We start from the raw sequence: 26705 nt of genomic DNA, 5'->3' as shown, positions 1-26705 counted from the left end.
AGTGCTTATGAAAATCAGAACATCCATTCATGCTTCCTCCATTGTCGAGGAAGGCGCCCAAATCGGCCAAGGCGCGCGCATCGGGCCGTTCTGCCATGTCGGGGCCGATGTGGTGATCGGCGACGACGTCGAACTGGTCAGTCATGTCTCGGTGATGGGCGCGACGTCGATCGGCGCCTCGACCAAGGTCTACCCGATGGCGACATTGGGCGCGCCGCCGCAAAACACCAAGCACAAGGGCGGCCGAACCACCTTGGTCATCGGCAGGAACTGCACGATCCGCGAAGGCGTGACCATGCATCTCGGTACCGATTCCAGCCGCGGCGAGACCACGGTCGGCGACAATGGCAATTTCCTTGCCTACGCCCATATCGCCCATGATTGCGTCGTCGGCAACAATGCGACGTTCGCCAATGGCGCAACGCTGGGCGGCCACTGCGAGGTCGGTAACAATGTCTATATCGGCGGCCTGACCGCAGTGCATCAGTTCGTCCGCATCGGCGACAACGCCTTTCTGGGCGGTTGCTCCGCGATCGTCGGCGATGTCATCCCCTTTGCCATCGCGGTCGGTAACCGCGCCAGCCTGCGCGGTCTCAACATCATCGGCCTCAAGCGCTCCGGTCTGCCGAGGTCCGAAATCCTTGTGCTGCGCAAGGCTTACAGGATGATCTTCGATCGTTCCCGCACCGTTGGCGAGAACATCGAATTCGCCAAGGCGGAGTTCGTGTCGTCGCCGACCGCCATGAAGATCATCGATTTCATTACCAGTCGCGGCAAGCGGCACTATGCTGTGCCGTCGCTCAAGGGCGGCGATGGCGACGATGTCGATGACGAAGACTGAGACAGCGGCAGCGCGTCTTGATCTTCCGCCGGGCTCCAGGGTCGGCATCATTGCCGGCGGCGGCAGTCTGCCGGTCGAAGTCGCGGCCGGTTCGGCTGAACAAGGTTATCCGCCCTTCGTCATCCTGATGGAAGGCGAAGTCGACCGCATCGCGGAACTCTCCCGATACGATCACGAAAACCTCGCTCTGGAAGGTATAGGCTCGCTCGTCCCATTGCTGCGGCGGCACCGGATCACCCATCTGGTGCTTGCAGGCGAGATCAAGCGCCGGCCGCGATTGCTTGCGCTGCGCCCCAGTCTCAGCCTGCTCGCGGTGATTCCTTTGGTCGTCATGGCGCTCGCGCGTGGCGATGATGGTCTTCTAAAGATCTTGGCACGGGGCCTCGAAGCGCGTGGAATAAAGGTCGTTGGCGCCCACGAAGTAGTGCCGAATCTTGTCGCCGCCGAAGGCGTGCTGACCAAGGCCGAACCGCGAAAATTGGACTGGCGTGATATTGAGGCGGGCCTTGCGGCAGCAAAGGCCATCGGGGCGCTGGATGTCGGCCAGGCGGCGATCGCGGTTGGCGGCCGGGCAATCGCGCTGGAAGGCATCGAAGGAACAGCCGGCCTGCTTGATCGTGCGAAGCTGCTGCGCGGCCACGGCCGTATTGCGGGCAAGACCCGCGGCGTCCTCGTCAAGTGCGCCAAGCCTGGTCAGGAACTGCGCGCCGATCTTCCATCCATCGGTCCGCAGACGGTCGAGGCAGCGCACGCGGCCGGGCTCGCCGGCATTGCCGTCGAGGCGGGACGCTCGCTGATCCTCGAAGGTCCTGGAACCATCGCACGCGCCAATGCACTCGGCCTGTTCGTCCTTGGCCTGCCTGTCGCCACGGAGCCGCGCAATGGCTGACAGGGCATTGAAGATCGCGATCGTTGCCGGAGAGGAGTCCGGCGACCTGCTCGGCGCCGACATAGTACGCTCGCTCAGGCAGGCGGCCGGGCGCGAGGTGCAACTCGTCGGCCTCGGCGGCCGTCATTTGCAGGCGCTGGGACTGGTCTCGCCATTCGATGCCGGTGAGATCGCCCTCATGGGGTTCAGTGCCGTCCTGCGCGACCTGCCGCGCCTGATACGGCGGATCAGCCAACTGGCCAAGACCGTTGCCGACGAAAAGCCGGACTGCCTTGTCACCATCGACAGTCCGGACTTTTCGTTGCGCGTCGCCAAAAAGGTGCGTGCGGCCAACCCGTCGATTCCAATCATCCACTATGTCTGCCCGAGCGTATGGGCGTGGCGGCCGGGCAGGGCGGTGGCGATGAAGCCCTATGTCGACCACATCCTCTGCATCCTGCCTTTCGAGGTCAAGGAGCTCGATCGGCTCGGCGGGCCACCGGGCACTTATGTCGGGCATCGCCTGACCCACGATGCGGGCTTGCTGGCCGCAGCCAAGGCGCAGGAGCTGCCGCGCGACCTTTCTCCTGATCGCGTCAAGACCCTGCTCGTCCTGCCCGGTTCGCGGCGTGGCGAGGTACGGCGGCTGCTCGACCCGTTCGGCGAGACGGTGTCGATTCTGCGTGCGCGTGGCCACCGCCTACGGCTGCTGCTGCCGACCGTTCCGCATGTCGCCGACCTCGTCAAATCCTCCGTCAACCGCTGGGATGAAAAGCCTGAGATCATCGTCGATCCCCAACGCAAATGGCAGGCTTTCGGCAAAGCCGATGCGGCGCTGATCGCGTCCGGGACGGTATCGCTGGAACTGGCGCTGGCCGGCGTGCCGATGATTTCCTGCTACAGGCTCGACCCGGTCGCGCGCGTCTTGGCGCCGTACCTCGTTTCCGTCTGGTCGGCGCTGCTGCCCAATCTGATATCGGATCGAGCGCTTATTCCGGAATTCTACGACGGCTACATCAAGCCGAACAATCTGGCCCGGCAATTGGAAGCCCTGTTCGCCGACAGCGGCATGCGCGCCTGGCAGAAGAATGGATTTGCAGAGATCACGCGGCGCATGGCGACGGATAGACCGTCCGGCGAGATCGCCGCGCAGGTGGTGATGCGGTATATCAAGAGAGGGAATAGTCAGTAGGGAGTAGGGAAGTTGACCGTGCCTAATGCCTACTGCCCAATCCCCAATCCCCAATCCCTACTCCCAATTCACCGCTTGGCGATCGGCACGTAGTCACGCTCGGGTGCGCCGGTATAGAGCTGACGCGGGCGGCCGATCTTCTGGCGCGGATCCTCGATCATCTCTTTCCACTGGGCGATCCAGCCGACGGTGCGGGCGACCGCGAACAGCACGGTGAACATGGTGGTGGGAAAGCCCAGCGCCTTCAGCGTGATGCCGGAATAGAAGTCGACATTCGGGTAGAGCTTCTTCTCGATGAAATAGGAATCGGTCAGCGCGATCTTTTCCAGCTCCATGGCGATGTCGAGCAGCGGATCGTCCTTGATGCCGAGCTCGCCCAGAACCTCATGTGCCGTCTTCTGCATGATCTTGGCGCGCGGATCGTAGTTCTTGTAGACGCGGTGGCCAAAGCCCATCAAGCGGAACGGGTCGTCCTTGTCCTTGGCGCGGGCGATGAATTCGGGGATATGATCGACATGGCCGATCTCGCCAAGCATGTTGAGCGCCGCTTCATTGGCGCCGCCATGCGCCGGTCCCCACAGGCAGGCTATACCGGCGGCGATGCACGCAAACGGGTTGGCGCCCGACGAGCCGGCGAGACGAACGGTCGAGGTCGAGGCGTTCTGCTCGTGGTCGGCGTGCAAAATGAAGATGCGCTCCATGGCGCGCGCCAGCACCGGGTTGATCTTGTATTCCTCGCACGGCACGGCAAAGCACATGTGCAGGAAGTTGGCGGCGAAGTTGAGCTCGTTCTTCGGGTAAATGAACGGCTGGCCGATGTGGTATTTGTAGGCCATCGCCGCGATCGTCGGCATCTTGGCGATCAGCCGCATGGAGGCAACCATGCGCTGGTAGGGGTCGGAGATGTCGGTGGAGTCGTGGTAGAAGGCCGACAGCGCGCCGACCACGCCGCACATCACCGCCATCGGATGCGCGTCGCGGCGGAAGCCGGTGAAAAAGCGCGACATCTGCTCATGCACCATGGTGTGGCGCGTCACGCGATAGTCGAAGTCGTCCTTCTGCGCCTTGGTCGGCAATTCACCGTAGAGCAGGAGATAGCAGACCTCGAGGAAATCGCCATGTTCGGCCAACTGGTCGATCGGATAGCCGCGGTGCAGGAGGATGCCGGCGTCGCCGTCGATGAAGGTGATTTCGGACTCGCAGCTTGCCGTCGAGGTGAAGCCGGGATCGTAAGTGAAGGCGCCGGTGGTTGAGTAGAGCGAGGCGATATCGATGACATCAGGCCCGACCGAACCACTTCGCACCTTGAATTCATGGGTCTTGCCGGCGAATGCAAGCGTTGCCGTGGCCTCCTGGGTCTTGCCGCCCAAATCCATTTTTTTCGCAGCTTCGGTCATTGCAAACTCCTTCTTGTTTCCTCATGCCGGCAAAGGCAAAATTCTGCAGAGCGACACGTCGAAAATCACCGCAATGCGCGTATTCGCCACCGCATCTCAGGAGGTGCGTGCCAGATTGGGCCAAGGCCTAATGTTGCACTGCGAAACCCGCCTTTCAATGCCAATCTTCTTGGGCCAGTTTGCTCCTAATCGATTTGATCTGAGATGCGCGCCAGGCTTTCCTCGCGGCCGAGCACGGCGAGCACATCGAACACGCCCGGCGAGGTGCTTTTGCCGGTCAACGCAGCGCGCAAAGGCTGGGCCACCGCGCCGAGCTTGTGACTGCCGGCCGCTGCCACCTCGCGGATCGCCGCCTCCGCCGAGGCGGCTGTCCAGTCACCCGCATCACCCGCAAGCCCGTTCAAAGCTTCGTGAGCACTGCGCAGGATCTTGCGGGCATCGTCGGTAAGCAGAAGGGCCGCCTTGTCGTCGATCGGCAGGGGGCGCGTGGCGAACAGGAAGGCCGCGCCATCGACGAGCTCGACCAGTGTCTTGGCGCGCTCCTTCAGGCCCGGAAGCGCTGCCAGCAACTGCGCCTTGGTGCTGTCGTTCAGGCGCGCGGCGATCGCCGGGCCACCTTCGAGATAGGGCAGGGTGGCGATGAAGATGTCGAACAGTTCGGCATCGCTCATGCGGCGCATATGCGCGCCGTTGATCGCCTCCAGCTTGGCGAAGTCGAAGCGCGCCGCGCCCTTGTTGACATCGCCGATGTCGAACCACGAGATCATATCCTTGATCGACATGATCTCGTCGTCGCCATGGCTCCAGCCAAGGCGCGCCAGGTAGTTGAGCAGCGCCTCCGGCAGGTAGCCCATGGCGCGATAGGCCTCGACGCCAAGCGCGCCGTGCCGCTTCGACAGCTTGGCGCCATCGGCGCCGTGGATCAGGGGGATATGCGACATGGACGGCACGTCCCAGCCCATGGCGTTGTAGATCACGGTCTGGCGAGCGGCATTGGTCAGATGATCGTCGCCGCGAATGATATGGGTGACGCCCATATCATGATCATCGACGACGACGGCATGCATGTAAGTGGGATTGCCGTCAGAACGCAGGATGATGAAGTCATCGAGATCTTTGTTGGGAAAGCGCACCTCGCCCTGGACACGGTCATGGACGATGGTCTCGCCTTCGGTCGGCGCCTTGATGCGGATGGCGCCCTTGACGCCTGCGGGCGCCTCAGAGGGGTCGCGGTCGCGCCAGCGGCCGTCATAGCGGGGCGGCAGCCCCTTGGCTCTGGCAGCCTCGCGCATGGCCTCCAGTTCGGCTGGCGTGGCATAGCAATAATAGGCCATGCCCATGCGCACGAGCTCCTCGGCCACCTCGCGGTGGCGCGGCGCACGCTCGAACTGTGACACCGGCTCGCCGTCCCAGCTCAGGCCAAGCCAGGAAAGCCCGTCGAGGATGGCAGCCGTCGCGGCTTCATTGGAGCGTTCACGGTCGGTGTCTTCGATGCGCAGCAGCATCGTGCCGCCAGTGTGCTTTGCATACAGCCAGTTGAACAGCGCCGTGCGCGCGCCGCCTATGTGCAGATAGCCGGTGGGCGAGGGGGCAAAACGGGTGACGACCTTGTCGGACATGGAACTCTCGGAAACCATCTGAAGCGGGTGCGGTTGCGCGGACTTTCGCGCGCCCGGCGTTCATGTAGCATAGGGTGTCGAGGGCGCAAGGGGCAGACCCGATGGCTGGACGAGGCTGGGGCTCGGATCAGGGCGAGGACGCTGCCATCGGCGTCAGCGAACGGTCCCTCTTTGCGCCTCTGCCATTGCCGTCGCCCCTCCTGCCGGATCCCGGCCAAGCGCCGTTACAAGCGGATGTCGCCGCCTCTGTTCCTGTTGCCGAAACCGGCAGGATCGTTCGCGTGCGCCGGCAAATCAGCCTGACATCACTGCCTCGCCTGCGCCACAGCGTGAACACGGCGGCGAGCCTGGAACTCGACCGGGGCGTGGCCTTCCTGCTGGTGCCGGTCTGCCTGGCGATCGGAGCGATCGGCTATTTTTCGCTGACGGCTGAACCCGACTTTGCGAGACCTGTCGCGGTTGTCATTCTGACGGGGATCTGTGCGCTGGTCTCGCGCTCATGGCCAAAGACCCATCTGTGTTTCATGGCGGCACTTTTGTGCGCCCTAGGACTGCTTGCTGCCAAGGTCGAGACGTGGCGTGCGGGCACACAAATGTTGGGCTCGGAAATTTCGACGCAAGTCACCGGCCGCGTCGTCTCGCTCGACCGGATGGAAACCGGCCGTATCCGGCTGACCATCGACGTGACATCGACCGCAAGACCGAAACTGCGCTATGCGCCGGAACGGGTGCGGCTTTCGGCACGCAAGATCCCGGCTGACGTGACCGCTGGCTCCCTCATCACCGGATATGCCAAGCTCTTGCCGCCGACCGGGCCGGTGCGGCCGGACAGCTATGACTTCTCCTTCGACAGCTACTTTGCCGGCATCGGTGGCAGCGGGTTCTTTCTCGGCAATCCAAAGCTTGTCGTCAACGATGACGGCGACATGCCGCTGCCGGCCCGAATTTCCTCTAGCGTGGAAAATGCCCGTGAAGGCATCGCCGACCATATCAGGGCGAGCGTCGGCGGCGCCGAAGGCGAGATCGCCGCGGCGCTGATCGTCGGCGTGCGCGCCGGCATTCCCGATGACATCAATGAGGCGATGCGACGTACCGGCATCTACCACATCATCTCCATTTCGGGACTGCACATGGCTCTGGTCGCAGGCACCATCATGGGTTTGCTGCGCGGCGCCTTCGCCTTGTTTCCCGACTTTTCCGCGCGTCGCCCGGTCAAGAAGTATGCCGCCGCCGCCGCACTGTTCTCGATCGCGGCCTATCTCATCATCTCGGGAGTCGTCGTTGCCGCCGAGCGCAGCTTCATCATGCTGGCGGTGATGCTGATTGCCGTGCTGTTCGATCGAGCAGCACTCACCATGCGCAATCTGGCGATCTCGGCGATCGCCGTCATCGTGGTGTCGCCGCATGAGGTGGTCGGCCCGAGTTTTCAGATGTCGTTCGCCGCGACCGCGGCTCTGGTCGGCGCCTATGCCGGCTGGGCCGATCACCGCGCGGGAAAAGCTAGACCGCCGCCGCCAAAGCGATCCATGCCAGGTTTCCTGACGCGAAAATTCCTGCTGGCGGCAACCGGCCTTGCCATGACCTCGATCATCGCGGGAAGCGCGACGACGCTGTTTGCCATCTGGCATTTTCAGCGTGTCTCGCCGCTCAGCCTGTTTGCCAATCTCGCGGTAATGCCGATCGTCACCGTCGTCATGTTCCTGGCCGTCGCCAGCGCGCTGTTGATGCCTTTCGGATTGGATTGGCCGGCTCTCTACCTGATGGGTAAGGGCCTGACGATGATGATCGCCATATCAGGCTGGATCTCCGAGCGTTCGCCTGTCGATGGGGTCGGGCTGATTTCGCAGCAGTCGGTCCTGTTGGTGGCAATTGCCCTGGTCATCGCGACAATGGCGACAACTTGGCTGCGGCTCGCTGCTCTGCCATTCGCGCTGGCAGGCTTGCTGACCGTCTCGGATACGCGCACGCCGGATGTGCTAATCTCGGAAGACGCCCGGCTGGTGGCGTTGCCGATCGGTGGCGGCGAGCTTGCCGTCAGCCGGGAACGGCCGAACGAATTCACCGTCGACAACTGGAAACGCGCCCTGACATCAGAAACCATCGTCGTGCCAGAGGTGTTCGACAACAGCGATGGGCAATTCGATGTCGCGGATGCCGTTGATCTGCCGCCGGGATCGCCGTTCTATTGCTCCTCAGGCGTTTGCGTGGCCAGGCACATGTCCGGTGCGATCATTGCCTATGTCGAGGACCGCAAGGACGCCTGGAAAGCCTGCGGCTTCGCCGAGCTGATCGTCATCAATGACGCCACCGCGTATGACGCCTGTCACAATCCGCTGGTTCTCGTCATCACCAAGCGGCAACTGGCTCGCAAAGGCAGTGCCGCGGTCTTCTTCGATCGCCAATCGGCGACCACGCCGGCGACGATCAGCTTCGCGGTGGACAGCCCATATCGGCCCTGGCACACGCAACGCAAATACTCTCGTGAGGCAAGGGGGCTGGCACCCTTCAAGAAACCGGAGAAGCCAGCGGCCAACCCACAGCCGCCTCAGTAGCGGCGGATCAGGCCGACGAGCTTGCCTTGCACCTTGACCCTGTCCGGGCCGAAAATACGGGTTTCATAGGCCGGATTGGCGGCTTCGAGAGCAATCGAAGCGCCCTTGCGGCGGAACCGCTTCAGCGTCGCTTCCTCTTCATCGACCAGCGCCACGATGATCTCGCCGGGGCTCGCCGTGTCGGCATTGCGGATGATGACGGTGTCGCCGTCGAAGATACCGGCCTCGATCATCGAGTCTCCCTTGACCTCCAGCGCATAGTGGGCGCCGCCCATGATCATGTCCGGCGGCACCGAGATCGAATGCGTCTGATGCTGGATGGCATCGATCGGCACACCGGCGGCGATACGGCCCATGACCGGGATCGACACGGCGGAGACCGCATCGTCATCATTGCCGGGCGAGGGCATCCGCGAAGGCGCCGGCTTGATCTGCCGGCCAAGGGCGCCACCCTGACCGAGACTGCCCTGGATGACGCTTGGCGAAAACTTCTTTGCCGCGTTGAGACCGGGCGCGATCGAGTCCGGCAATCGCAGCACTTCCAGCGCGCGTGCCCGGTTGGGCAACCGGCGAATAAAGCCGCGCTCCTCAAGTGCGGTGATCAGCCGATGAATCCCGGATTTGGAGGCAAGGTCAAGCGCCTCCTTCATCTCGTCGAAGGATGGCGGAATGCCGCTCTCCTTCAGGCGTTCATGGATGAACATCAGCAGTTCATGTTGCTTGCGCGTCAGCATGGCGGCCCCCAGGTTACCTGAAACCAGAATCGAAAAACAAACCCAGAACAAACCCTATCTGTTCCAGTTGTGTTCTGCAACCGTTTAAAGTTTAATGAATTTGTTAAGGCTGCTGAAATTATTTGGCGCTTGCCAGCGGGTCGCGATCAACAGGCGCTAGGCACGGCGATGCGCCTGCTCACATTGAAATTATTATGGTTAATGACCTGTGGCTCATCCTCGACCCAAGGCTTGGCATTATCAGTCTATCGACCTCCACAAAGGACGATATCAATCTTCGGGACGTTCGTTTGCCGTGAACGAAACGGAGCCAAAACGCCAACGTCTGTTGGCATTTGTGGCTGGAAATTCAGCCCTCCGTCATCTGCCAGGCAGTGAGGGCGGCGGCGGTGGATCGCGGGGATCGTTGCGTCAGGTAACGGCTTCCTTGACCGCGAAACGGCGGTCCTTCCATGCGCCCGTGCGCAGAATATCCTCCAGCACCTCAACCGCCAGCCACACATCCTTGTAGCCGACATAGAGCGGCGTGAAGCCGAAACGGATGGTCGATGGCGCACGAAAATCACCGATGACGCCGCGCTCGATCAGCGCCCGCATGATTTGATAGCCGTGATCGTGAAGGAACGACACCTGGCTGCCGCGCCTGGTCGCGTCGCGGGTGGTCTCCAGCGTGAGACCGTAGGCGCCGCACCTGGCTTCGACGAGCTGGATGAACAGTTCTGTCAACGCGACACTCTTCTTTCGCAATGCCGCCATGTCGACGTCATTCCAGATGGCAAGCGCGCCTTTGAGCGCCCGCATCGACAGGATCGGCTGAGTGCCGCACAAAAAGCGGCGGATGCCGGTGCCGGCAACATAACCCCGTTCGAAGGCAAAGGGCCGCGCATGGCCCCACCAGCCGCTGAGCGGCTGGCTGATATCGCCGTGGTGGCGCTGCGCGGCATAGATGAAGGCCGGTGCGCCCGGACCGCCGTTGAGGTACTTGTAGGTGCAGCCGATGGCGAAATCGGCATTTGCGTGATCGAGCTCGACGGGCAGGGCGCCGGCGGTGTGGCAAAGATCCCAGACGATCAGCGCTCCGGCCGCATGAGCTTTGCGCGTCAGCGCCGCCATGTCGCGCAGTTCACCCGATTTGTAATTGACGTGATTGACCAGCACCACCGCGACGTTTTCGTCGATCAGCTCTTCGATGGTCGGCGCGTCGACACCCGCGAGGCGCAGCAGGACGCCATCCCGGGTCGAGGCCACGCCTTCGGCGATGTACAGGTCGGTGGGAAAACTGTCACCTTCGGCGACGATGGCCGACCGGCCGGGCCGCATCTCCATCGCCGCGTGCAGCACCTTGTAGATGTTGGTCGATGTCGTGTCGCAGACAACGGTCTGGCCGGCCGCGGCTCCTATCAGGCGTCCGAGCTGGTCGCCGAGTTCGATTGGCATCTCGAACCATCCGGCCGTGTTCCAAGCTCGGATGAGATCCTGGGCCCATTCTTGGGTCGCCGCCTGCTGCAGCTCGCTGAAAACGGCATGAGACGCTGCCCCCAGTGAATTGCCGTCGAGATAGATCATCCCCTCCGGCAGAATGAAACGGTCGCGCATGGCCCGCAGCGGATCCGTGGCATCCATCGCTTCGACTGCGGCGAGATCAGGAATTCCACTCATGGTCGGTCAGTCCCCGGTTGTTCGCGAAGGGTTTTCCGCCACAGCGCGTCCCCTCGGTGTGCCTGTTTTCATTTCGACGTCAGAGCCGGGTGCGGACCGTCCACAGCTCCGGGAACAGCACGACCTCGAGCATTTTCTTCAGATACGAAGCACCCGACGTGCCGCCGGTGCCGCGTTTCAGGCCGATGATGCGCTCCACCGTGGTGACGTGGTTGAAGCGCCAGCGGCGGAAGTAGTCCTCGAAGTCGACCAGCTTCTCGGCCAGTTCGTAGAACATCCAGTAGCGCTGCGGATCGCGGTAGATGGTCTGCCAGGCGACCAGCACCTCTTCATTCTCGGTTCGCGTCTCACGCCAGTCCGTGCGCCTGGCATCGGCACCGATGTCGAATCCGTTGCGCGCCAAAAGCAGCAGTGCCTCGTCATAGAGCGACGGCTCGGCCAGGATCGCTTCCAGCTTCCCGCTCAGGTCGGGCCGATGCTTGTGCGGCCCGAGCATTGCCAGGTTTCGGTTGCCGGCCATGAACTCGATGGCGCGATACTGCCAGGACTGGAAACCCGAGGACTGGCCGAGCGCGTCGCGGAACTCGGTGTATTCGCTGGGCGTCATCGTCCGCAGCACGTCCCAGGCATTGTTCAGCTGCTCGAAGATGCGCGCAACGCGCGACAGCATCTTGAAGCTCGGCTCGAGCCGGTCGGCGCGGATGGAACGGATCGCGGCGCCAATCTCGTGCAGAGCAAGCTTCATCCAGAGCTCGGAGGTCTGATGCTGGATGATGAACAGCATCTCGTCATGCGCCGATGACAGCGGCGTCTGGGCCTCCAGCACTTTCTCCAGGTGCAGGTAGTCGCTGTAGGACATGCGCTCCTTGAACGACATCTGGGCGCCTTCGGACGCCGGATCGTACGGTTGGCTCAATTGATTTTCTCCGTGCGCAGCCGGAAGCGCTGGATCTTTCCGGTCTGGGTCTTGGGCAGAGCGGCGATGAATTTTACCGATCGCGGATATTTATAGGGCGCGATCGTTGCCTTGACATGGTCCTGCAGGCGCTTGGTGGTGAGGGCGTCGGGCGCGACGCCCTGCACCAGCACGACATGCGCCTCGACGATCTGGCCGCGTTCGGCGTCCTCTGCACCGATCACCGCGCATTCGGCGACGTCCGGATGCGCCAGCAGCGCCGCCTCGACCTCGGGACCGGCGATGTTGTAGCCGGCGCTGACGATCATGTCGTCGGAGCGTGCGGCGAAATGGAAGAAGCCGTCCTCGTCCTGCGTGAAGGTGTCGCCGGTGAGGTTCCAGCCGTCGCGCACATATTCCTTCTGCCTGTCATCGGCCATGTAGCGGCAGCCGGTCGGGCCGCGCACCGCCAGCCTGCCGGTCGTGCCGCGCGGCACCTCGCGCATCTCGTCATCGACGACGCGCGCCTCGTAGCCGCCCACCGGCTTGCCGGTCGACGCAGGCTTCATGTCGCCAAAACGGTTGGAGATGAATATGTGCAGCATTTCGGTGGCGCCGATGCCGTCGAGGATCGGCTTGCCGGTCTTTTTCGTCCACTCTTCGAAAACCGGAGCGGGCAAGGTCTCGCCGGCCGAAACTGCAACGCGCAGCGACGACAGGTCGGCCCCTTCATCCATAGCCTTCAGCATGGCGCGGTAGGCGGTCGGCGCGGTGAAGGAGATCGTCGCTTTGTAGGTCTCGATGATGTGGATCATGTTGGGTGGCGTCGCCTGCTCCAGCAGCGTCGCCGCCGCACCGAAGCGCAGCGGGAAGATGGCGAGCCCGCCAAGGCCGAAGGTGAAGGCCAGCGGCGGCGAGCCGACGAAGATGTCGTCCGGCGTCACCTCCAGGATTTCGCGAGCATAGGCGTCGGCGATGATCAGCAGGTCGCGGTGGAAATGCATCGTCGCCTTCGGAACGCCTGTCGTGCCCGAGGTGAAGCCGAGCAGCGCGACATCGTCGCGGCCGGTGTCGACTGCGGTGAACGTTACCGGCTTGTCGAGAGCGGCACGATCGAGTTCAGCATCATGGTTGGCGGTGCCGTCGAAACCGATGACCTGCTTGAGGAATGCGCTGTCCTTGGCGCAGGCAGTCATCTCGTCCATCAGTCTGGTGTCGCACAGCGCAACGGCAATCTCGGCCTTGTCGACGATCTTGGCGAGTTCGCCGGCGCGCAGCATCGGCATGGTGTTGACGACCACGGCGCCAACCTTGGTGGCAGCCAGCCAGCAGGCGACCATGGCGGGGTTGTTGGCGGAGCGGATCAGCACCCGGTTACCCGGCTTGACGCCATAATTCTCGACCAGCGCGTGGGCCAGCCTGTTCGTCCAGTCGGACAGTTCCTTGTAGGTGCGGCGGCGGCCATTGCCGATGAGGGCGGTGTGGTCGCCGAGGCCCTTCTCGACCAGCCTGTCGGTCAGTTCGACACCGGCGTTGAGACGTTCGGGATAGTCGAAGCCGTCGAGCAGGATTTCAGGCCATTGCTCCGGCGGCGGCAGGTGATCGCGCGTGAACGTGTCGATATGCGCTGAAGGCCCTAGCATGTCGCCGCTCTCCCGTCTGCTGCCTGGCCAGTGCGCGATGCGCCTTGACCGGATGTAGTGGATCCTAAGGTCCTGCCCATCGCGCCTGCTCGGAGATGCGCCCAGAAAGGGTGACCATCTGCAGGTTCGGGCAGCACAGCAGACCTCCCATTGTCGGCTGTTCGTTGGGGCAGGATCGCACCAGTCGAAATTTGTTTCAAGCCTAAAATGTTTTTGCTCAGGGCATTGACGCATGGCATGGCGGTGGCCATTGCTAGCGAAGAAGCGATGCCGTCTTGGGGAAGGGCACAGATGTTCGAACGTCACATCGTCGATTGGGATGATGCCTATGCCAACGGTGCGAATATCGCCGGCAGTGATCGCTGGCCGGCCGCATGGGCGAAGCCGGCGCAAGCATTCCGTGATGCGCTGTCGGCGCAGGGCCGGGCACGGCTCGACATCGCCTATGGCGAAGGGCCGCGCAATCGGCTCGATCTTTTCCTTCCTAGTGCCGCGCCCAAAGGGCTGGTGGCGATTATCCATGGCGGTTACTGGCTGGAGACCGACAAGAGTTTGTGGTCTCACCTTGCCAATGGCGCGGTCAGCAACGGTTTTGCCGTTGCGATGCCGTCCTACACGCTGTGCCCGGACATACGCATCGCCGGCATCGTCAGGGAGATTGGGGCGGCGATCGGCGAGGCGGCGGCAATGGTCGACGGACCGCTGATGCTGACCGGGCATTCGGCCGGCGGCCATCTTGCCACCCGGATGGTGACGACAACCACGCCGCTGGCTGCCGATGTGGCGCGGCGCATACGCCACGTCATTTCGATTTCAGGCCTGCATGACCTGCGTCCGCTCATGCGCACCGGCATGAACGCGGCGCTGGCCATCGACGAGCACGAGGCGCTGACTGAAAGCCCGGCGCTGCTGAGGCCGATGGATGGTGCCCGCATCACTTGCTGGGTCGGCGGCGGCGAGCGCGCCGAGTTCCTGCGTCAGAATGCGTTGCTTGCCAACATCTGGACCGGCCTCGGCGCCACCACCAGAACCGTGGTCGAGCCCGACCGGCATCATTACAGCATTGTCGAAGGCCTTGCCGATTCGGCGCATCCGCTGACGCAGAGCCTGATCTCGAACTAGAGCCGGGATCATTTTCTCGTCTGTTATGAATGGCTTGTTCGGGGTTCCTCAGCGCAGCATCAAAACGCTGCAAGCCTCGCCCGCGGCTGCTGCAGGGGCAAACGGCGCCCGCACGATCAGCCCGTTGGCGTCGGCCAGCATTCTCAGCATTGAGGAATCCTGGATACCGAACGGCGTCGCCACCGGTACGCCGTCATCTTCCCTGACCACGGCTCGGACATAGTCCTGGCGCAAATCATTGGCCGGCATTGCGGCGCCCAATCGCGCTTGGCGAACGTCCTGGCGATGATTGCGGCCGCCGAGCCGCGCCAGCAGCGGCTTCAGGAACAACTGCGAGCAGACCAGGCTTGCCACCGGATTGCCGGGCAGGCCGATGCACCTGATATCGCCGAGGCGGCCGAACATCAGCGGCTTGCCGGGGCGCATGGCGATCTTCCAGAAGCCGAGCGTCATGCCTTCGCCGGTCAGCACGTCGTGGATCAGGTCGTGATCGCCGACCGAGGCGCCACCAAGCGTCACGATGACATCCGCACCGGCCGCGACCGCTTGTCTGATCAGGGCAGCGATAGCCTCCTTGCGATCGGCGGCAATGCCGAGATCGAGCGCGCGGGCGCCGACCGATTGTGCAGCAGCGGCAACGCCATAGGCATTGGACGAGATGATCTGGTCCGGGCCGAGATCACTGCCCGGCGGCAGCAATTCGTCGCCGGTGGCGATGATGGCGACCAGCGGCCGTTTCACCACGCTGACCCGGGGATGGTTGGCCGATGCTGCCAGCGACAGTGCCGCCGGGTCGAGCAAGCGGCCTTTCTCCAGCAGCATGTCGCCTGTTGAAAAATCGAGCCCGATGCGGCGGATATTGCGCCATTGCGCTGTCGGCTCGATCACTTCGATATCGCCGCCGCCGAGGTCGCGGACATTCTCCTGGATGACGATGGTGTCGGCGCCTTCGGGCAGCGGCGCGCCGGTGAAGATGCGCACGGCCTGCGTCTGGCCGACCGTGCCGTCGAAGCCACGTCCAGCCGGCGCTATGCCGATCACCGACAGCCTGGATGGGACCGACGTGACGTCGGCGGCGCGCGCCGCATAGCCGTCCATGGCGGAAGCATTGAAAGGCGGCTGGGTGCGAAGAGCAACGACCGGTTCCGCCAGAACACGATCCACCGCCTCGAACAGAGGAACGCTTTCGCCGGCTAGAGGTGCCGCACCATCAAGCAAGCGTTCAAGCGCCTCCGCGATAGGAACCAGCGCCATCAGGCGCTCGCCTTGTAGTCACCCGACTTGCCACCCGTCTTTTCGACCAGGCGGATGCCGGAGATCACCATGGCGCGGTCGACTGCTTTCGCCATGTCATAGATGGTCAGGCAGGCTACCGAAGCGGCCGTCAGCGCTTCCATCTCGACACCCGTCTTGCCGGTGACGCGGGCGAGTGCTGTGACCTTCAGGCCCGGCAAAGCATGGTCGGGCTCGATGTCGACGGAAACCTTGGTCAGCAGCAGCGGATGGCAGAGCGGGATCAGTTCATGCGTCTTCTTCGCCGCCATGATGCCGGCGATGCGCGCGGTGCCGAGCACATCGCCCTTCTTGGCGTTGCCGGCGAGGATCATCTTCAGCGTCTCGGACTGCATCGCGACAAAGCCTTCGGCAATCGCCGTGCGCGTCGTCTCCGCCTTGTCGCCGACATCGACCATGTTGGCTTCGCCGTGCGCGCCGAGATGGGTAAGGCCTGATACCATCGTCAGATAGCCTCGGCCAAAGCCTTGCCTGTCAGCAGCAGGCGCGTCGCCGCGGTGACGTCCTGTTGCCGCATCAGGCTCTCGCCGACAAGAAAAGTGCCGATGTCGCTCTTTTGCAGCCTGAGGCAGTCGTCATGTGAGAAAATACCGCTCTCGCTGACCAGCAAGCGGTCGGCCGGAACCATCGTCGCCAGCCGCACTGAAGTGTCGAGGCTGGTCTCGAATGTGCGCAGATTGCGGTTGTTGATGCCGATCAGCCGCGACGACAATTTCAGCGCGCGCTGCGTCTCGGCCTCGTCATGCACTTCGACCAGTGCATCCATGCCGAGTTCGAACGCCGTCACCTCAAGTTCGCTCGCCAGCGCGTCGTCGACGCTGGCCATGATGATCAGGATGGCATCCGCGCCCCAGGCGCGGGCTTCGTAGACCTGATACGGATCGAACAGGAAATCCTTGCGCAGCGCCGGCAGCGCGACGGCGGCTCGCGCCCGGGTGAGAAATTCAGGCGCACCCTGGAAGGAGGGTGCATCGGTCAGCACCGAAAGACAGGCAGCACCACCCTTGGCATAGGCCTGCGCCAGCGCCGGTGGATCGAAATCGGCACGGATCAGACCCTTGGAGGGGCTCGCCTTCTTGATCTCGGCGATCAGCGCGAAGGCGCCGGATTTGCGCTTCGCTTCCAGTGCGGCAAGAAAACCGCGCGGTGCGTCGGCATCTTTTGCCCGGGCCTTGATTTCGGCCAACGGCACGCGTGCCTTTGCCGCCGCGATCTCGTCGCGCTTGTAGGCCTCGATCTTGCGAAGAATGTCAGACACGCTCTATCCGTTATCCGTTCGAAATTTCGACCAGCCTGTCGAGCACTTGCAGGGCACGGCCGCTATCGATGGCTTGCGCCGCCGCCGCGATGCCGTCGCCAAGCGTCGTCGCCTTGCCGGCCACAACCAGTCCGGCACCGGCGTTCATCAGCACGGTGTCGCGATAGGCGCCGGCGCCGCCGCCCAGCATATCGCGCAAGGCCTTGGCGTTGTAGTCCGCATCGCCGCCGCGCAACTCATCCTTGCTATGGCGCGCCAGCCCAACCGCTTCAGGGGTCAGCGTGAAGCTGCGGATTTCGCCGCCGATCAGTTCGGCGACCTGCGTCTCGCCGGTGGTGGTGATCTCGTCATAGCCGTCGCCATGGGCGACCCAGACATGCTCGGCACCCAGCGCCTTCAGTGTCTCGGCAACCGGCAGGATCCATTCCGGCAGGAACACACCGACCAACTGCCGCTTGACGCCGGCCGGGTTGGAGAGCGGCCCGAGCAGGTTGAATATGGTGCGGGTGCCGAGTTCGACGCGGGTCGGGCCGACATGCTTCATCGCAGGATGATGCGCGGGCGCGAACATGAAGCCAACGCCTGCCTCGTGAATGCAGCGGCCGATGAATTCGGGCGAGATGTCAATCTTGACGCCGAGCGCAACCAGCACGTCGGCTGCCCCCGTCAGCGACGACAGGCCGCGATTGCCGTGTTTGGCAACCGGCACGCCGCTGCCGGCAACGACGAAGGCCGATGCCGTCGAAATGTTGACGCTGTGAGAATTGTCGCCGCCGGTGCCGACGATGTCGACGGCATCGGTGGGCGCGTCGACGTGCAGCATCTTGGCCCGCATGGTTGCGACGGCGCCGGAAATCTCGCTCACCGTCTCGCCGCGCACGCGCAGCGCCATCAGGAAACCGCCGATCTGGCCGGGGGTCGCGTCACCCGACATGATGATGTCGAAGGCCTCGCGCGCTTCCTCAAAGGAAAGCGCGCTACCGGTCGCGATCTTGGCGATATGGGTTTTCAGCGCGCTCATCTTGTCGAGGCTTGGGCGACGGCGGCCTGATCGATGCGAACGTCGTACTGCGTCTGCAACTGCGCCACCAACTGATCGAGCAGATCATCCGACATGCCGGAGGTGAAGGATTTCTGTGCGTCATCCGGCACCGAGCTGGCATCGGCTCCGGCGGGCTCGAACACTTCGGCGACCTTGTACAGGATCTGCCCGTCCCCGGTGGGCGAGGGGATCAGGCCGGTACCGCCTTCGCCAACGCCGAACATTGCTGCGGCGCCTTCCTTGCCGAAATCGACATCGTCGGCCTCGCGCTTGACACCGCGCTTGGTCTGCTTTTCGAGCTTCAGTTCGCTGGCGATGACATCGAGCGTTGCGCCGGCCTTGAGCCGCTTTTCCAGCTCGTCAGCCTTGGCGGCCAGCCGCTTGCTTATTTCCGCCGCGGTCCAGTCGGTGACGGCTTTCTGACGAACCTCATCCAGCGTGCGGTCGCGAGCCGGCGTGATGGACGCCACCTCATAGAAGACGAAGCCGTTGTCGGCTGTGGTCAAGGCATCGTTTTCCGTGTTGGGTTCGGCGTCGAAGACCGCTTTGATCAGCTCCGGCGATTGCGGCAGGTCCTTGACGATGCTTGCATCTGGCCGCAGCCCACTGCGATCGATGGCGTCGATGGTGACGACCTTCAGCTTCAGCTTGGCCGCGGCCTCTGCCAGCGAACTGCCGGCGGCGCGGGTGTCATCGTAATTGTCACGCACGTCCAGAAGGATGCGGCTTGCCTCGCCCAGCGCCAGATCCTTGCGGATCTGATCGGACACCTCGGCCAGTGGCTTCACCACCTCGGGCTTGATCTCGGTGACGCGCAGCAGCACCGGACCGAAGGCGCCTTGCACGACCTGGCTGACTTCATTGGCATTGAGCGAAAAGGCCGCGTCGGCGACCGCCTTGTCGGCGATCTTGTCCTTGGCAAGCGTGCCGAGCAGCGTGTCGGCCGGGGTCTTGCCTTCCGCCGTGACCAGCTTGTCGAAAGTGGCGCCGGCCTTGAGCGAATCGAGTGCGGCCTTGGCCGCATCCGGCGTCTTGAATACAAGCTGCTCGACGGTGCGCAGTTCCGGCGTGGTGTAACGCGCCTTGTTCTTGTTGTAGTCGTCGCTGACCTGGCTGTCGGTGACGGCGGTCGTATCCATGATGTCGACGGGTTCGAGGCGGACATAGGAGAATTTGCGGTATTCGGGTGCCGCATATGTCTTCTTGTTGGCTTCGAAATAGGCCAAGAGCACGCTATCGGACGGTGCCGCGATCGGCTCGACCAGTGCCTTGGGCAGCGTCAAATAGTCGATGGTGCGGTCTTCGCCGCGATAGAGTGCAACAGCCTTGAAGAAAGTGTCCGGAGCCTTGAGGCCATCCGAGACAGCCTCGACGATCTGCTGGCGCACCGCCACCTGGGCACGGTTCTTCAGATAGTCCTCGGGCCGCATGCCAATCTGCTGCAGCATGTATTCGAATGTTCTGCGGTCGAACTGGCCGCCCGGGCCCTTGAATGCCGGGTCTTCGCGCGTCAACTCGGCCAGCCGGTCCTTGGAAAGTCCGAGGCCCAGCTTGCGGGCCTGTTCGTCGAGAACGGCGCCTGAGACGAGCTGCGCCAGCACCTGGTTGTCGACACCGAGTGCCTTTGCCTGTTCGTGGCTGAGACGCTGGCCGAACTGCTGCGACATGACAGCGAGCTGGCGATCATAGGCGAGACGGTATTCGTTGATCGACACTTTGGTGCCGCCGGCGGTAATGACCGAATCATGGCCGGCCAAACCACCCATCAGCCGTCCGGAAACGCCCCAGACCAAAAAGCTGAGCACCAGCAGCACCAACAGCCCCTTCGCGACCCAGGTGCCTGCCGCGCTTCTCAATATACCAAGCATTTTTACTTCCGATTTATGCGCATTTTCGCATGCGCCGAGTCTGAAACAAGCGCAATAGCGCCCTTCCGGCCCACTGTCGATTGCTTTGTGGCCTGATTTTGGTAGTGAGGGCCAGAGCCCCGATATCATCCGGAGAAGCAAACCCATGACGCCAGGAATTCGCCCGCTCGTCGCCGGCAACTGGAAAATGAACGGCACCAGTGCCTCGCTCAACGAGCTCCGGATGATCGGCAACGGCTTCATGAGCGGACTTGACGCGGAGACCGAAGCGTTGGTTTGCGTTCCCGCGACCCTGCTTGCCCACGCCGCGGAGATCCTGTCACGCACGCCGGTGCATGCCGGCGGTGAGGATTGCCATACCAAGGAGAGCGGCGCCTACACCGGCTGCATCTCGGCGGAAATGCTCAGGGATGCCGGTGCGAGCCATGTCATCGTCGGCCATTCCGAATGCCGCGAGCAACGCGGCGAGGATGACGCCACTGTCCAGGCCAAGGCATCCGCCGCATGGCGTGCCGGGCTTGTTGCCATCATTTGCGTCGGCGAAACGCATGAACAGCGTGAAGCGGGCGCGACGCTGGATGTGCTGTCACGGCAGGTCGATGGTTCGGTCCCGCCAAGCGCCACCCCGTCCAACACCATCATTGCCTATGAGCCGGTATGGGCGATCGGCACCGGCCTGACGCCGACAGCCGGCGATGTGGCGGCAGCACATGCACATATCCGCGAAAAGCTGTCGGAAAAGCTCGGCGGCGTCGCGGCGAAGATGCGCATTCTCTACGGCGGCTCGGTCAAGCCCTCCAACGCGGTCGAATTGCTCGGCGTCAGGAATGTCGACGGCGCGCTGGTCGGCGGCGCCAGCCTGAAAGCGGCGGATTTTCTCGGCATCGCCGAGGCCTATCGCAATATTGCCTGAAGACATTCGCTGCGCCGGACAGGGCTTCCGGTGCACGAAATCGTTGCAAAGGACGGGTTGCTTCCCATATTCCGGCCACGGGCTTGGAAATGCCGTCAAAGCATTGTATTGAGCCGCCTCCAATTCACCGGTCGTGTCCGCGGCCGGGCAAGGCCTTGCCAGGATAAACTATGGAAACCGTACTGATCGTCATCCATCTCATGGTTGTGCTCGCCCTTGTCGGCGTGGTGCTGCTGCAGCGCTCCGAAGGCGGCGGCCTCGGCATCGGTGGCGGCTCCGGCTTCATGACCGCGCGTGGCGCTGCCAATGCGCTGACGCGTGCGACGGCGATCCTGGCGGCCGCCTTCTTCGCCACGTCCTTGACCCTGTCGATCGTCGCCCGCTACGGCGAGAAGCCGATCGATATCCTCGACCGCGTGCCGGCGACATCGGACGGTGCAGGCAAAGGCGTGCTCAACCAATTGCCCGGCACGACCACCCCGGCGCCCGCAGGCACCACCACGCCGACGCCGCCGTCAGGCAACGATGCCGCGGCTCCGGCGACCGCGCCGGCCACGGCGCCTGCCGCCGGGTCGACGCCGCCGGCAACCAATGGCGCCGCTCCCGCCGCGCCGGCGGCCCCGCAGGTTCCAAACCAGTAGTCTTCGGCGGCTGAAGCCGCGATCTGTGCTCGTTTGAACACAGTCGCGGCAAATGCAGCGAGATCACAAAGATTCGACTGGGTGAGGTACGACCTCACGCTTGAGGCCCCCGCGCTTATTCGACTATAGATTGCGCGCGGCACTTCCGGCGCCCTTGGGGGGCGCTGGGCGACGCCGTGGGCAACAAGCATAGAACGATCGGATCTTCGCCATGCAGCTTCGCAGCTTCATTTTCCTGGGACTTTGTGCCGCAATCGGCATCAGTTCCCCCGCTTTCGCTGGCGTTCCAGCCAATATGGCCGCACAGCCTTCGGTTGAAACAACCTCCGCCATCAACGTCGCCGTCAAAAGTGACGCGTCGCAATTGAAGCTTCTCAAGAAGAAGAAAAACCCGACGCCCGACGACCTCGCCCAGATCAAGAAGATCGAGGCCAAGATCGTTGCCGACAAGGAGGCCGCCAAAGCCAAGGCGCTCGAAGCCAGGAAACTGGCGATGCGCGAGGCGGCCAAGGCCAAGGCCGACGCTGAACGGCAGGCGTTCCTTGCCAAGAAGGGCAAGAGCGCGCCGGCAACCGAGGTGGCCGATGCCAAGCCGGCCAAGAAGCAGGTTGCCAAGATCATCGAGCCTATCGAACCGATCGCGCCGATCCAATCGGCAGAGCCGCTTCCGGCAGAGGCGATGAACGTCGCCTTGACCGGCAACAATGGCGAGCTGCGCAGCGAGGTCATCGGCCAGAAGCAGCCGAGCAACGGTGGTCTGTTCGCCGGTCTCTTCGGCGGGACCTCGTCCGGGTCTTCGATAAGCTATCTCCCTGAGACACGGGCTCTCGACCAGGTGCTCGCCAAGAGGGAAGCCAAGAAGCAGTTCAAGGTGAAGCCGGAATTCGTGCCGCAGGACGTGGAATTCAGCGGTTACGATGCGGGCACCATCGTCATCGACACCAGCGCGCGGCGCCTCTACCTCGTCGAATCGTCCTCCACCGCCCGCCGCTACGCCATTGCGGTCGGCCGCGAGGGTCTGCAGTACAAGGGTACGGTTGCGGTCGGCGACAAGCAGGAATGGCCGCGCTGGATCCCGACGCTGGACATGCAGAAGCGTGAGCCGAAGCATTACGGCCAGTACAAGGACGGCATGCCCGGCGGTGGCCAGAACCCGCTCGGCGCCCGCGCCATCTACCTCTATGACGGCAAGAAGGACACGCATCTGCGCATCCACGGCACCATCGCGCCGCAGTCGATCGGAACCAGCGCCTCGAATGGCTGCTTCCGCATGATCAACGAGCACGTCATGGACCTCTACAGCCGCGTCAGGGTTGGCACCAAGGTCGTTATCATCTGACGTTTTCGTCATCCTGCCGAAAGGGCCGGCTCAGCCGGCCCTTTTGTTTTGCCCTGTTCACGATCCGAGCGCCTTCTTGGGAAAAAACCTTCGCGGTGGTTTTTTCTCTGGCGGAATCAATCCGGCCGCGTTAAGCGATGACTCCCATGGCGCGATATGTATTCATCACAGGCGGCGTGGTTTCCTCACTTGGAAAAGGCATAGCCGCAGCGGCCCTTGGGGCTCTCCTGCAGGCGCGAGGCTATCGCGCACGCATCAAAAAACTCGACCCCTACCTCAATGTCGATCCGGGCACGATGTCGCCGTACCAGCATGGCGAGGTTTTCGTCACTGATGATGGCGCGGAAACCGATCTCGATCTTGGCCATTACGAGCGCTTCACCGGCCGCTCCGCCAATCAGCAGGACAACATCACCACCGGCCGCATCTACAAGAACATCATCGAGCGTGAGCGGCGCGGCGATTATCTCGGCGCAACCGTGCAGGTCATTCCGCACGTCACCGACGAGATCAAGAATTTCGTCCTCAACGGCAATGACGACTATGATTTCGTGCTTTGCGAGATCGGCGGCACGGTCGGCGACATCGAGGCGATGCCGTTCCTGGAAGCGATACGCCAGCTCGGCAACGACCTGCCGCGCAACAACGCCGTTTACGTGCATCTGACGCTGATGCCCTACATCCCGACAGCGGGCGAGCTGAAGACCAAGCCGACTCAGCATTCGGTCAAGGAGCTGCGCGGCATCGGCATCGCGCCCGACATCCTGCTGGTCCGCGCCGACCGCGCCATCCCCAAGGAAGAACGCAGAAAATTGTCGCTGTTCTGCAACGTCCGCGAGAGCGCTGTGATCCAGGCGCTCGACGTGCCGCATATCTACGACGTGCCGATGGCATACCACAAGGAAGGGCTCGATTCGGAAGTGCTGGCCGCCTTCGGCATCGATCCGGCGCCGAAGCCGCGTATGGAGCCCTGGCAGGCGGTGTCCAACCGCATCCACAATCCGGAAGGCGAGGTCACCATCGCCGTGGTCGGCAAATATACCGGCCTCAAGGATGCCTACAAATCGCTGATCGAGGCGCTCTCGCATGGCGGCCTGGCCAACCACGTCAAGGTCAAGCTCGACTGGATCGAATCGGAGATCTTCGAAAAGGAGGATCCGACGCCATGGCTGGAAAAGGTGCATGGCATCCTGGTTCCCGGCGGCTTTGGCGAGCGCGGTGCCGAAGGCAAGATCCTGGCGGCGAAGTTCGCGCGCGAGCGCAAGGTGCCGTATTTCGGCATCTGCTTCGGCATGCAGATGGCTTGCATCGAGGCCGCGCGGTCGCTGGCCGGCGTCGAGCATGCGTCTTCGACCGAGTTTGGTCCGACCGAGGAACCGGTCGTCGGCCTGATGACCGAATGGCTGAAAGGCAACATGCTGGAGAAGCGCCGCGAAACCGGCGATCTCGGCGGCACGATGCGGCTCGGCGCCTATCAAGCCGAACTCGCCAAGGGCTCCAAGATCGCCGAGATTTACGGCGACACACAGATTTTCGAGCGCCATCGCCACCGCTACGAGGTCAATGTCGACTACAAGGAGCGGCTCGAAGATTGCGGCCTGGTGTTTGCCGGCATGTCGCCCGACGGCGTGCTGCCGGAGACGGTCGAGTATCCAGACCACCCCTGGTTCATCGGCGTGCAATATCATCCGGAACTGAAAAGCCGGCCGCTCGACCCGCATCCGCTGTTCGCCAGTTTCATCGAGGCGGCGGTGGAGCAGAGCCGGTTGGTGTAGCGATCAGGTCGGGCGGCAATGCAGACCTATGTCGCGCTGCTTTACAGCATCATCCTGGGCGAGGGCCGCCGGGTCGTCATGGCCGACCTCAAGGCTATGGCCGAAGAGCTCGGGCTGAACAACCCGCGCACGCTGGTGTCGACGGGCAATCTGGTCTTCGAGGCACCGGCAACTGATATCGCCGACCTCGAACGGTGGTTGGAGGCAGCCTTTGAAAAAACCTTCGGCCGCCATGTCGATATCCTCGTGCGCGGTGCCCAGGACTGGCTGAAGCTTGCCGCCGGCAATCCGTTCCGGCCGATTCGGCTAAAGCAGGCGATCAGGTGGCCGTACGGGTGATGCGCAAGCCTGCGCCCGTGGAGGCCGTGAAGGGGCTCCAAGCCTATGCCGGCGAGGATGAAAAAGTGACTTCGGTCGGCGGCGACATCTGGGTCGTATTTTCACGCGAGAGGACAAGCTCGCGGCTGCTCGCGGCAATGAATCACAAGCGCATGGGCACGGGCACGTCGCGCAACTGGAACACAGTGCGCAGATTGGCCGAGATGCTCGGGTAGTTCGGGGCGGCTTTGCGCCGCCCCGAATGACGCCCGTCAGGCTTTCGCGGTCCTGGCGCCGGCGCCTAAAGCGGCGGTGCGTAGCACGTAGTAGATGATGCCGGCGATCGCCACGCCGAAGAACCAGCCATAGACGCCCCACCAGGACGGCAGCCAGTTGGTGAAGTTGGGCAGGATCGACGAGAAGATGGCGCCGATGCCGGCGGCGATGAATGCATTGACGTGCCAGCCGCCCTGGAAACGGAACTCGCCGTCTTCGCGGTAAAGCGCCTCAACGTCGATCTCACCCTTCCGGATCAGGTAGTAGTCGACCATCATCACCCCGAAGATCGGCCCCATCGTCGCGCCGATGATGTTGACGAAGGAAGCGGCACTGCCTTCCCATGGCGCGAAGGGATAGAGCAGCAGGGCAATGACGGCCGCGATATAGCCGCCCTTCTTGAAGTCGATCTGCCTGGGGAAGACGTTGGAGAAGTCGAAGGCCGGCGAGACGAAATTGGCGACCACGTTGATGCCCAGGGTCGCAACCGCAAAGGTCAGGGCTGCGAGCGCCGCCAGGAACCAGCTGTCGAATTTCGCCGAGATCTGGTCGGGATGCAGCAGCACCTCGCCATAGACGTCAAAGGCGGCAATGGTGGTGACGCCGGCGACCAGCGAGAACAGGATGAGGTTGATCGGCAGGCCCCAGATGTTGCCCTTGCGCAGCGATGCCTTGTCCGGCGCGTAACGGGCGAAATCGCAGAAGTTGAGATAGAGCGCCGAGAAATAGGTGACCCAGATTGCTGCCACCGCAAACAGCGAAGTCCACGAGCCGGGCGTGCCGGGCACGCCCGCGTCCTTCGTCTTGTCCAGCAACACGTCCATCGGGATGTCGCTGGTGAAGGCAAATCTCCCGGATTTGACGCAGAGATAGATCGCCAGGATCAGCATCATCACCCACACTGCGGGGCCGGCCCAGTCCTGGAAGCGGCGCACCGTTTCCATGCCGTTCTGGATGATCAGCAGTTGCAGCCCCCAGATGACCACGAAGCAGATCACCTCCAGGCCGGTATGGCCGAGGAAATGCGTGCTGGCGTTGAAATCGGCGAACCACTGCGTGCGGATCAGCAGCGCCACGATCGCGCCCGAGGCGGCGGCCGTCTGCGCGCCGTACCAGAAGCAGGCGACGATGGCGCGCACCAGTGCCGGTATGTTGGCGCCCCAGATGCCGAAAGAGGCGCGGGCAAGCACGGGGTAGGGCACGCCCGTCTTCACGCCGGCATAGCCGACCATGTTCATCAGCACATAGATGATCAGCGATCCGATGCCTATGGCGATGATGAAATTGACGAAGCCGCCGCAAAACAGGAACAGACTGGCGGCAAGATAGTAGCCCCAAAGGCTGTGGACGTCCGATGTCCAGACGTTGAAGATCGAGAATGGTCCCCAGTTTCGCACTTTGGCCGGAGCCAGATCCTCGTTGTACAGATCAGGTGAAGCACCCTGTATCGTCATGGCAAT

At 63.0% G+C, this 26705-nt stretch carries 21 protein-coding genes and 1 pseudogene; 10 read left to right on the top strand and 12 right to left on the bottom strand.

Features of this window, described 5'->3' with window-relative positions; all coding sequences use genetic code 11:
• The first annotated feature begins 7 nt into the window (after positions 1-7).
• From lpxA to lpxB, 3 genes are read left to right on the top strand one after another with little or no spacing between them, the layout of a single operon-like run.
• Positions 8-841, top strand: coding sequence for an acyl-ACP--UDP-N-acetylglucosamine O-acyltransferase (gene lpxA, locus NKH06_RS20670; protein ID WP_352442397.1), 834 nt, complete (start codon positions 8-10; stop codon positions 839-841).
• On the top strand, positions 813-1730 hold the full coding sequence (locus NKH06_RS20665; protein WP_352442398.1) for an LpxI family protein: 918 nt from the start codon (positions 813-815) through the stop codon (positions 1728-1730). Before lpxA ends, NKH06_RS20665 begins: the two co-directional genes overlap by 29 nt.
• On the top strand, positions 1723-2901 hold the full coding sequence (gene lpxB / locus NKH06_RS20660; protein WP_128303625.1) for a lipid-A-disaccharide synthase: 1179 nt from the start codon (positions 1723-1725) through the stop codon (positions 2899-2901). The genes NKH06_RS20665 and lpxB overlap by 8 nt, the downstream gene beginning before the upstream one ends.
• Positions 2902-2969: 68 nt before the next feature.
• Here lpxB and gltA read toward each other — a convergent pair whose 3' ends face one another.
• Positions 2970-4298 carry a citrate synthase gene (gene gltA, locus NKH06_RS20655; protein WP_027036654.1) on the bottom strand — a complete coding sequence of 443 codons (1329 nt, stop codon included), beginning with the start codon at positions 4296-4298 and terminating at the stop codon, positions 2970-2972.
• A 185-nt stretch (positions 4299-4483) separates the two neighbouring features.
• Positions 4484-5917, bottom strand: a complete 1434-nt coding sequence (gene gltX, locus NKH06_RS20650; protein ID WP_128303626.1) for a glutamate--tRNA ligase — start codon at positions 5915-5917, stop codon at positions 4484-4486.
• Positions 5918-6018: 101 nt separating this feature from the next.
• Between gltX and NKH06_RS20645 the strand changes: the two genes are divergently transcribed.
• Entirely contained in the window at positions 6019-8469 is a 2451-nt protein-coding gene (locus tag NKH06_RS20645; RefSeq protein ID WP_352893808.1) for a ComEC/Rec2 family competence protein, read from the top strand.
• Here NKH06_RS20645 and lexA read toward each other — a convergent pair.
• The 4 genes from lexA to NKH06_RS20625 all read right to left on the bottom strand — a co-directional run bounded on the left by lexA (position 8463) and on the right by NKH06_RS20625 (position 13400).
• The gene (lexA, locus tag NKH06_RS20640; RefSeq protein WP_013531746.1) at positions 8463-9203 is read right to left on the bottom strand and encodes a transcriptional repressor LexA; all 741 of its coding nucleotides are present in this window, start codon (positions 9201-9203) and stop codon (positions 8463-8465) included. The two genes, NKH06_RS20645 and lexA, sit on opposite strands and share 7 nt — an antisense overlap.
• Positions 9204-9614: 411 nt before the next feature.
• Positions 9615-10862 carry a kynureninase gene (gene kynU, locus NKH06_RS20635; protein WP_352442399.1) on the bottom strand — a complete coding sequence of 416 codons (1248 nt, stop codon included), beginning with the start codon at positions 10860-10862 and terminating at the stop codon, positions 9615-9617.
• A gap of 79 nt (positions 10863-10941) precedes the next feature.
• The gene (gene kynA / locus NKH06_RS20630) at positions 10942-11778 is read right to left on the bottom strand and encodes a tryptophan 2,3-dioxygenase (protein WP_031213580.1); all 837 of its coding nucleotides are present in this window, start codon (positions 11776-11778) and stop codon (positions 10942-10944) included.
• Positions 11775-13400, bottom strand: a complete 1626-nt coding sequence (locus NKH06_RS20625; protein ID WP_352893806.1) for an AMP-binding protein — start codon at positions 13398-13400, stop codon at positions 11775-11777. The genes kynA and NKH06_RS20625 overlap by 4 nt, the downstream gene beginning before the upstream one ends.
• A 207-nt stretch (positions 13401-13607) precedes the next feature.
• On the opposite strand from NKH06_RS20625, the gene NKH06_RS20620 reads away from it, so the two are divergent.
• A complete protein-coding gene (locus tag NKH06_RS20620) occupies positions 13608-14522 on the top strand; it encodes a hormone-sensitive lipase (protein ID WP_502914502.1) in 915 nt (304 codons plus the stop codon).
• Positions 14523-14570: 48 nt separating this feature from the next.
• Here the strand turns inward: NKH06_RS20620 and NKH06_RS20615 are convergent, their stop codons facing one another.
• From NKH06_RS20615 to NKH06_RS20595, 5 genes are read right to left on the bottom strand one after another with little or no spacing between them, the layout of a single operon-like run.
• Positions 14571-15776 carry a molybdopterin molybdotransferase MoeA gene (locus NKH06_RS20615; protein WP_352676356.1) on the bottom strand — a complete coding sequence of 402 codons (1206 nt, stop codon included), beginning with the start codon at positions 15774-15776 and terminating at the stop codon, positions 14571-14573.
• Positions 15776-16258 carry a cyclic pyranopterin monophosphate synthase MoaC gene (gene moaC / locus NKH06_RS20610; protein WP_352676358.1) on the bottom strand — a complete coding sequence of 161 codons (483 nt, stop codon included), beginning with the start codon at positions 16256-16258 and terminating at the stop codon, positions 15776-15778. The genes NKH06_RS20615 and moaC overlap by 1 nt, the downstream gene beginning before the upstream one ends.
• 2 nt (positions 16259-16260) lie before the next feature.
• Positions 16261-17073, bottom strand: a complete 813-nt coding sequence (gene trpC / locus NKH06_RS20605) for an indole-3-glycerol phosphate synthase TrpC (RefSeq protein WP_352893804.1) — start codon at positions 17071-17073, stop codon at positions 16261-16263.
• 10 nt (positions 17074-17083) lie between these two features.
• Entirely contained in the window at positions 17084-18094 is a 1011-nt protein-coding gene (gene trpD, locus NKH06_RS20600; protein ID WP_352774263.1) for an anthranilate phosphoribosyltransferase, read from the bottom strand.
• On the bottom strand, positions 18091-19983 hold the full coding sequence (locus NKH06_RS20595) for a SurA N-terminal domain-containing protein (RefSeq protein WP_352893802.1): 1893 nt from the start codon (positions 19981-19983) through the stop codon (positions 18091-18093). Before NKH06_RS20595 ends, trpD begins: the two co-directional genes overlap by 4 nt.
• Before the next feature lie 145 nt (positions 19984-20128).
• Between NKH06_RS20595 and tpiA the strand changes: the two genes are divergently transcribed.
• The 5 genes and pseudogenes from tpiA (at position 20129) to NKH06_RS20570 (ending at position 25205) form a co-directional block, all read left to right on the top strand.
• Positions 20129-20896 carry a triose-phosphate isomerase gene (gene tpiA / locus NKH06_RS20590; RefSeq protein WP_023812909.1) on the top strand — a complete coding sequence of 256 codons (768 nt, stop codon included), beginning with the start codon at positions 20129-20131 and terminating at the stop codon, positions 20894-20896.
• A 170-nt stretch (positions 20897-21066) separates the two neighbouring features.
• Positions 21067-21537, top strand: a complete 471-nt coding sequence (gene secG, locus NKH06_RS20585) for a preprotein translocase subunit SecG (RefSeq protein ID WP_128303636.1) — start codon at positions 21067-21069, stop codon at positions 21535-21537.
• 211 nt (positions 21538-21748) lie between these two features.
• Positions 21749-22876 carry a L,D-transpeptidase gene (locus tag NKH06_RS20580; protein WP_352442406.1) on the top strand — a complete coding sequence of 376 codons (1128 nt, stop codon included), beginning with the start codon at positions 21749-21751 and terminating at the stop codon, positions 22874-22876.
• 137 nt (positions 22877-23013) lie between these two features.
• Positions 23014-24651 (top strand): CTP synthase, encoded by a 1638-nt coding sequence (gene pyrG, locus NKH06_RS20575; RefSeq protein WP_352442407.1) that lies wholly within the window; start codon positions 23014-23016, stop codon positions 24649-24651.
• Positions 24652-24669: 18 nt separating this feature from the next.
• Positions 24670-25205 (top strand): annotated as a pseudogene (locus NKH06_RS20570) (DUF1697 domain-containing protein).
• 36 nt (positions 25206-25241) lie between these two features.
• Here the strand turns inward: NKH06_RS20570 and NKH06_RS20565 are convergent.
• A complete protein-coding gene (locus NKH06_RS20565; RefSeq protein WP_352442409.1) occupies positions 25242-26699 on the bottom strand; it encodes an NCS1 family nucleobase:cation symporter-1 in 1458 nt (485 codons plus the stop codon).
• Positions 26700-26705 lie beyond the last annotated feature (6 nt).

Source organism: Mesorhizobium sp. M1342, assembly GCF_040317955.1.
In the GTDB taxonomy this organism is placed as follows: Bacteria; Pseudomonadota; Alphaproteobacteria; order Rhizobiales; family Rhizobiaceae; genus Mesorhizobium.
This window is presented reverse-complemented; position numbering and strand designations above follow the sequence as displayed.

Coding starts and splice junctions, on each gene's coding strand:
- lpxA (WP_352442397.1), top strand. CDS start 8: ATGAAAATCAGAACATCCATTCATGCTTCCTCCATTGTCGAGGAAGGC.
- NKH06_RS20665 (WP_352442398.1), top strand. CDS start 813: ATGGCGACGATGTCGATGACGAAGACTGAGACAGCGGCAGCGCGTCTT.
- lpxB (WP_128303625.1), top strand. CDS start 1,723: ATGGCTGACAGGGCATTGAAGATCGCGATCGTTGCCGGAGAGGAGTCC.
- gltA (WP_027036654.1), bottom strand. CDS start 4,298: ATGACCGAAGCTGCGAAAAAAATGGATTTGGGCGGCAAGACCCAGGAG.
- gltX (WP_128303626.1), bottom strand. CDS start 5,917: ATGTCCGACAAGGTCGTCACCCGTTTTGCCCCCTCGCCCACCGGCTAT.
- NKH06_RS20645 (WP_352893808.1), top strand. CDS start 6,019: ATGGCTGGACGAGGCTGGGGCTCGGATCAGGGCGAGGACGCTGCCATC.
- lexA (WP_013531746.1), bottom strand. CDS start 9,203: ATGCTGACGCGCAAGCAACATGAACTGCTGATGTTCATCCATGAACGC.
- kynU (WP_352442399.1), bottom strand. CDS start 10,862: ATGAGTGGAATTCCTGATCTCGCCGCAGTCGAAGCGATGGATGCCACG.
- NKH06_RS20625 (WP_352893806.1), bottom strand. CDS start 13,400: ATGCTAGGGCCTTCAGCGCATATCGACACGTTCACGCGCGATCACCTG.
- NKH06_RS20620 (WP_502914502.1), top strand. CDS start 13,608: ATGTTTTTGCTCAGGGCATTGACGCATGGCATGGCGGTGGCCATTGCT.
- NKH06_RS20615 (WP_352676356.1), bottom strand. CDS start 15,776: ATGGCGCTGGTTCCTATCGCGGAGGCGCTTGAACGCTTGCTTGATGGT.
- moaC (WP_352676358.1), bottom strand. CDS start 16,258: ATGGTATCAGGCCTTACCCATCTCGGCGCGCACGGCGAAGCCAACATG.
- trpD (WP_352774263.1), bottom strand. CDS start 18,094: ATGAGCGCGCTGAAAACCCATATCGCCAAGATCGCGACCGGTAGCGCG.
- NKH06_RS20595 (WP_352893802.1), bottom strand. CDS start 19,983: ATGCTTGGTATATTGAGAAGCGCGGCAGGCACCTGGGTCGCGAAGGGG.
- tpiA (WP_023812909.1), top strand. CDS start 20,129: ATGACGCCAGGAATTCGCCCGCTCGTCGCCGGCAACTGGAAAATGAAC.
- secG (WP_128303636.1), top strand. CDS start 21,067: ATGGAAACCGTACTGATCGTCATCCATCTCATGGTTGTGCTCGCCCTT.
- NKH06_RS20580 (WP_352442406.1), top strand. CDS start 21,749: ATGCAGCTTCGCAGCTTCATTTTCCTGGGACTTTGTGCCGCAATCGGC.
- pyrG (WP_352442407.1), top strand. CDS start 23,014: ATGACTCCCATGGCGCGATATGTATTCATCACAGGCGGCGTGGTTTCC.
- NKH06_RS20565 (WP_352442409.1), bottom strand. CDS start 26,699: ATGACGATACAGGGTGCTTCACCTGATCTGTACAACGAGGATCTGGCT.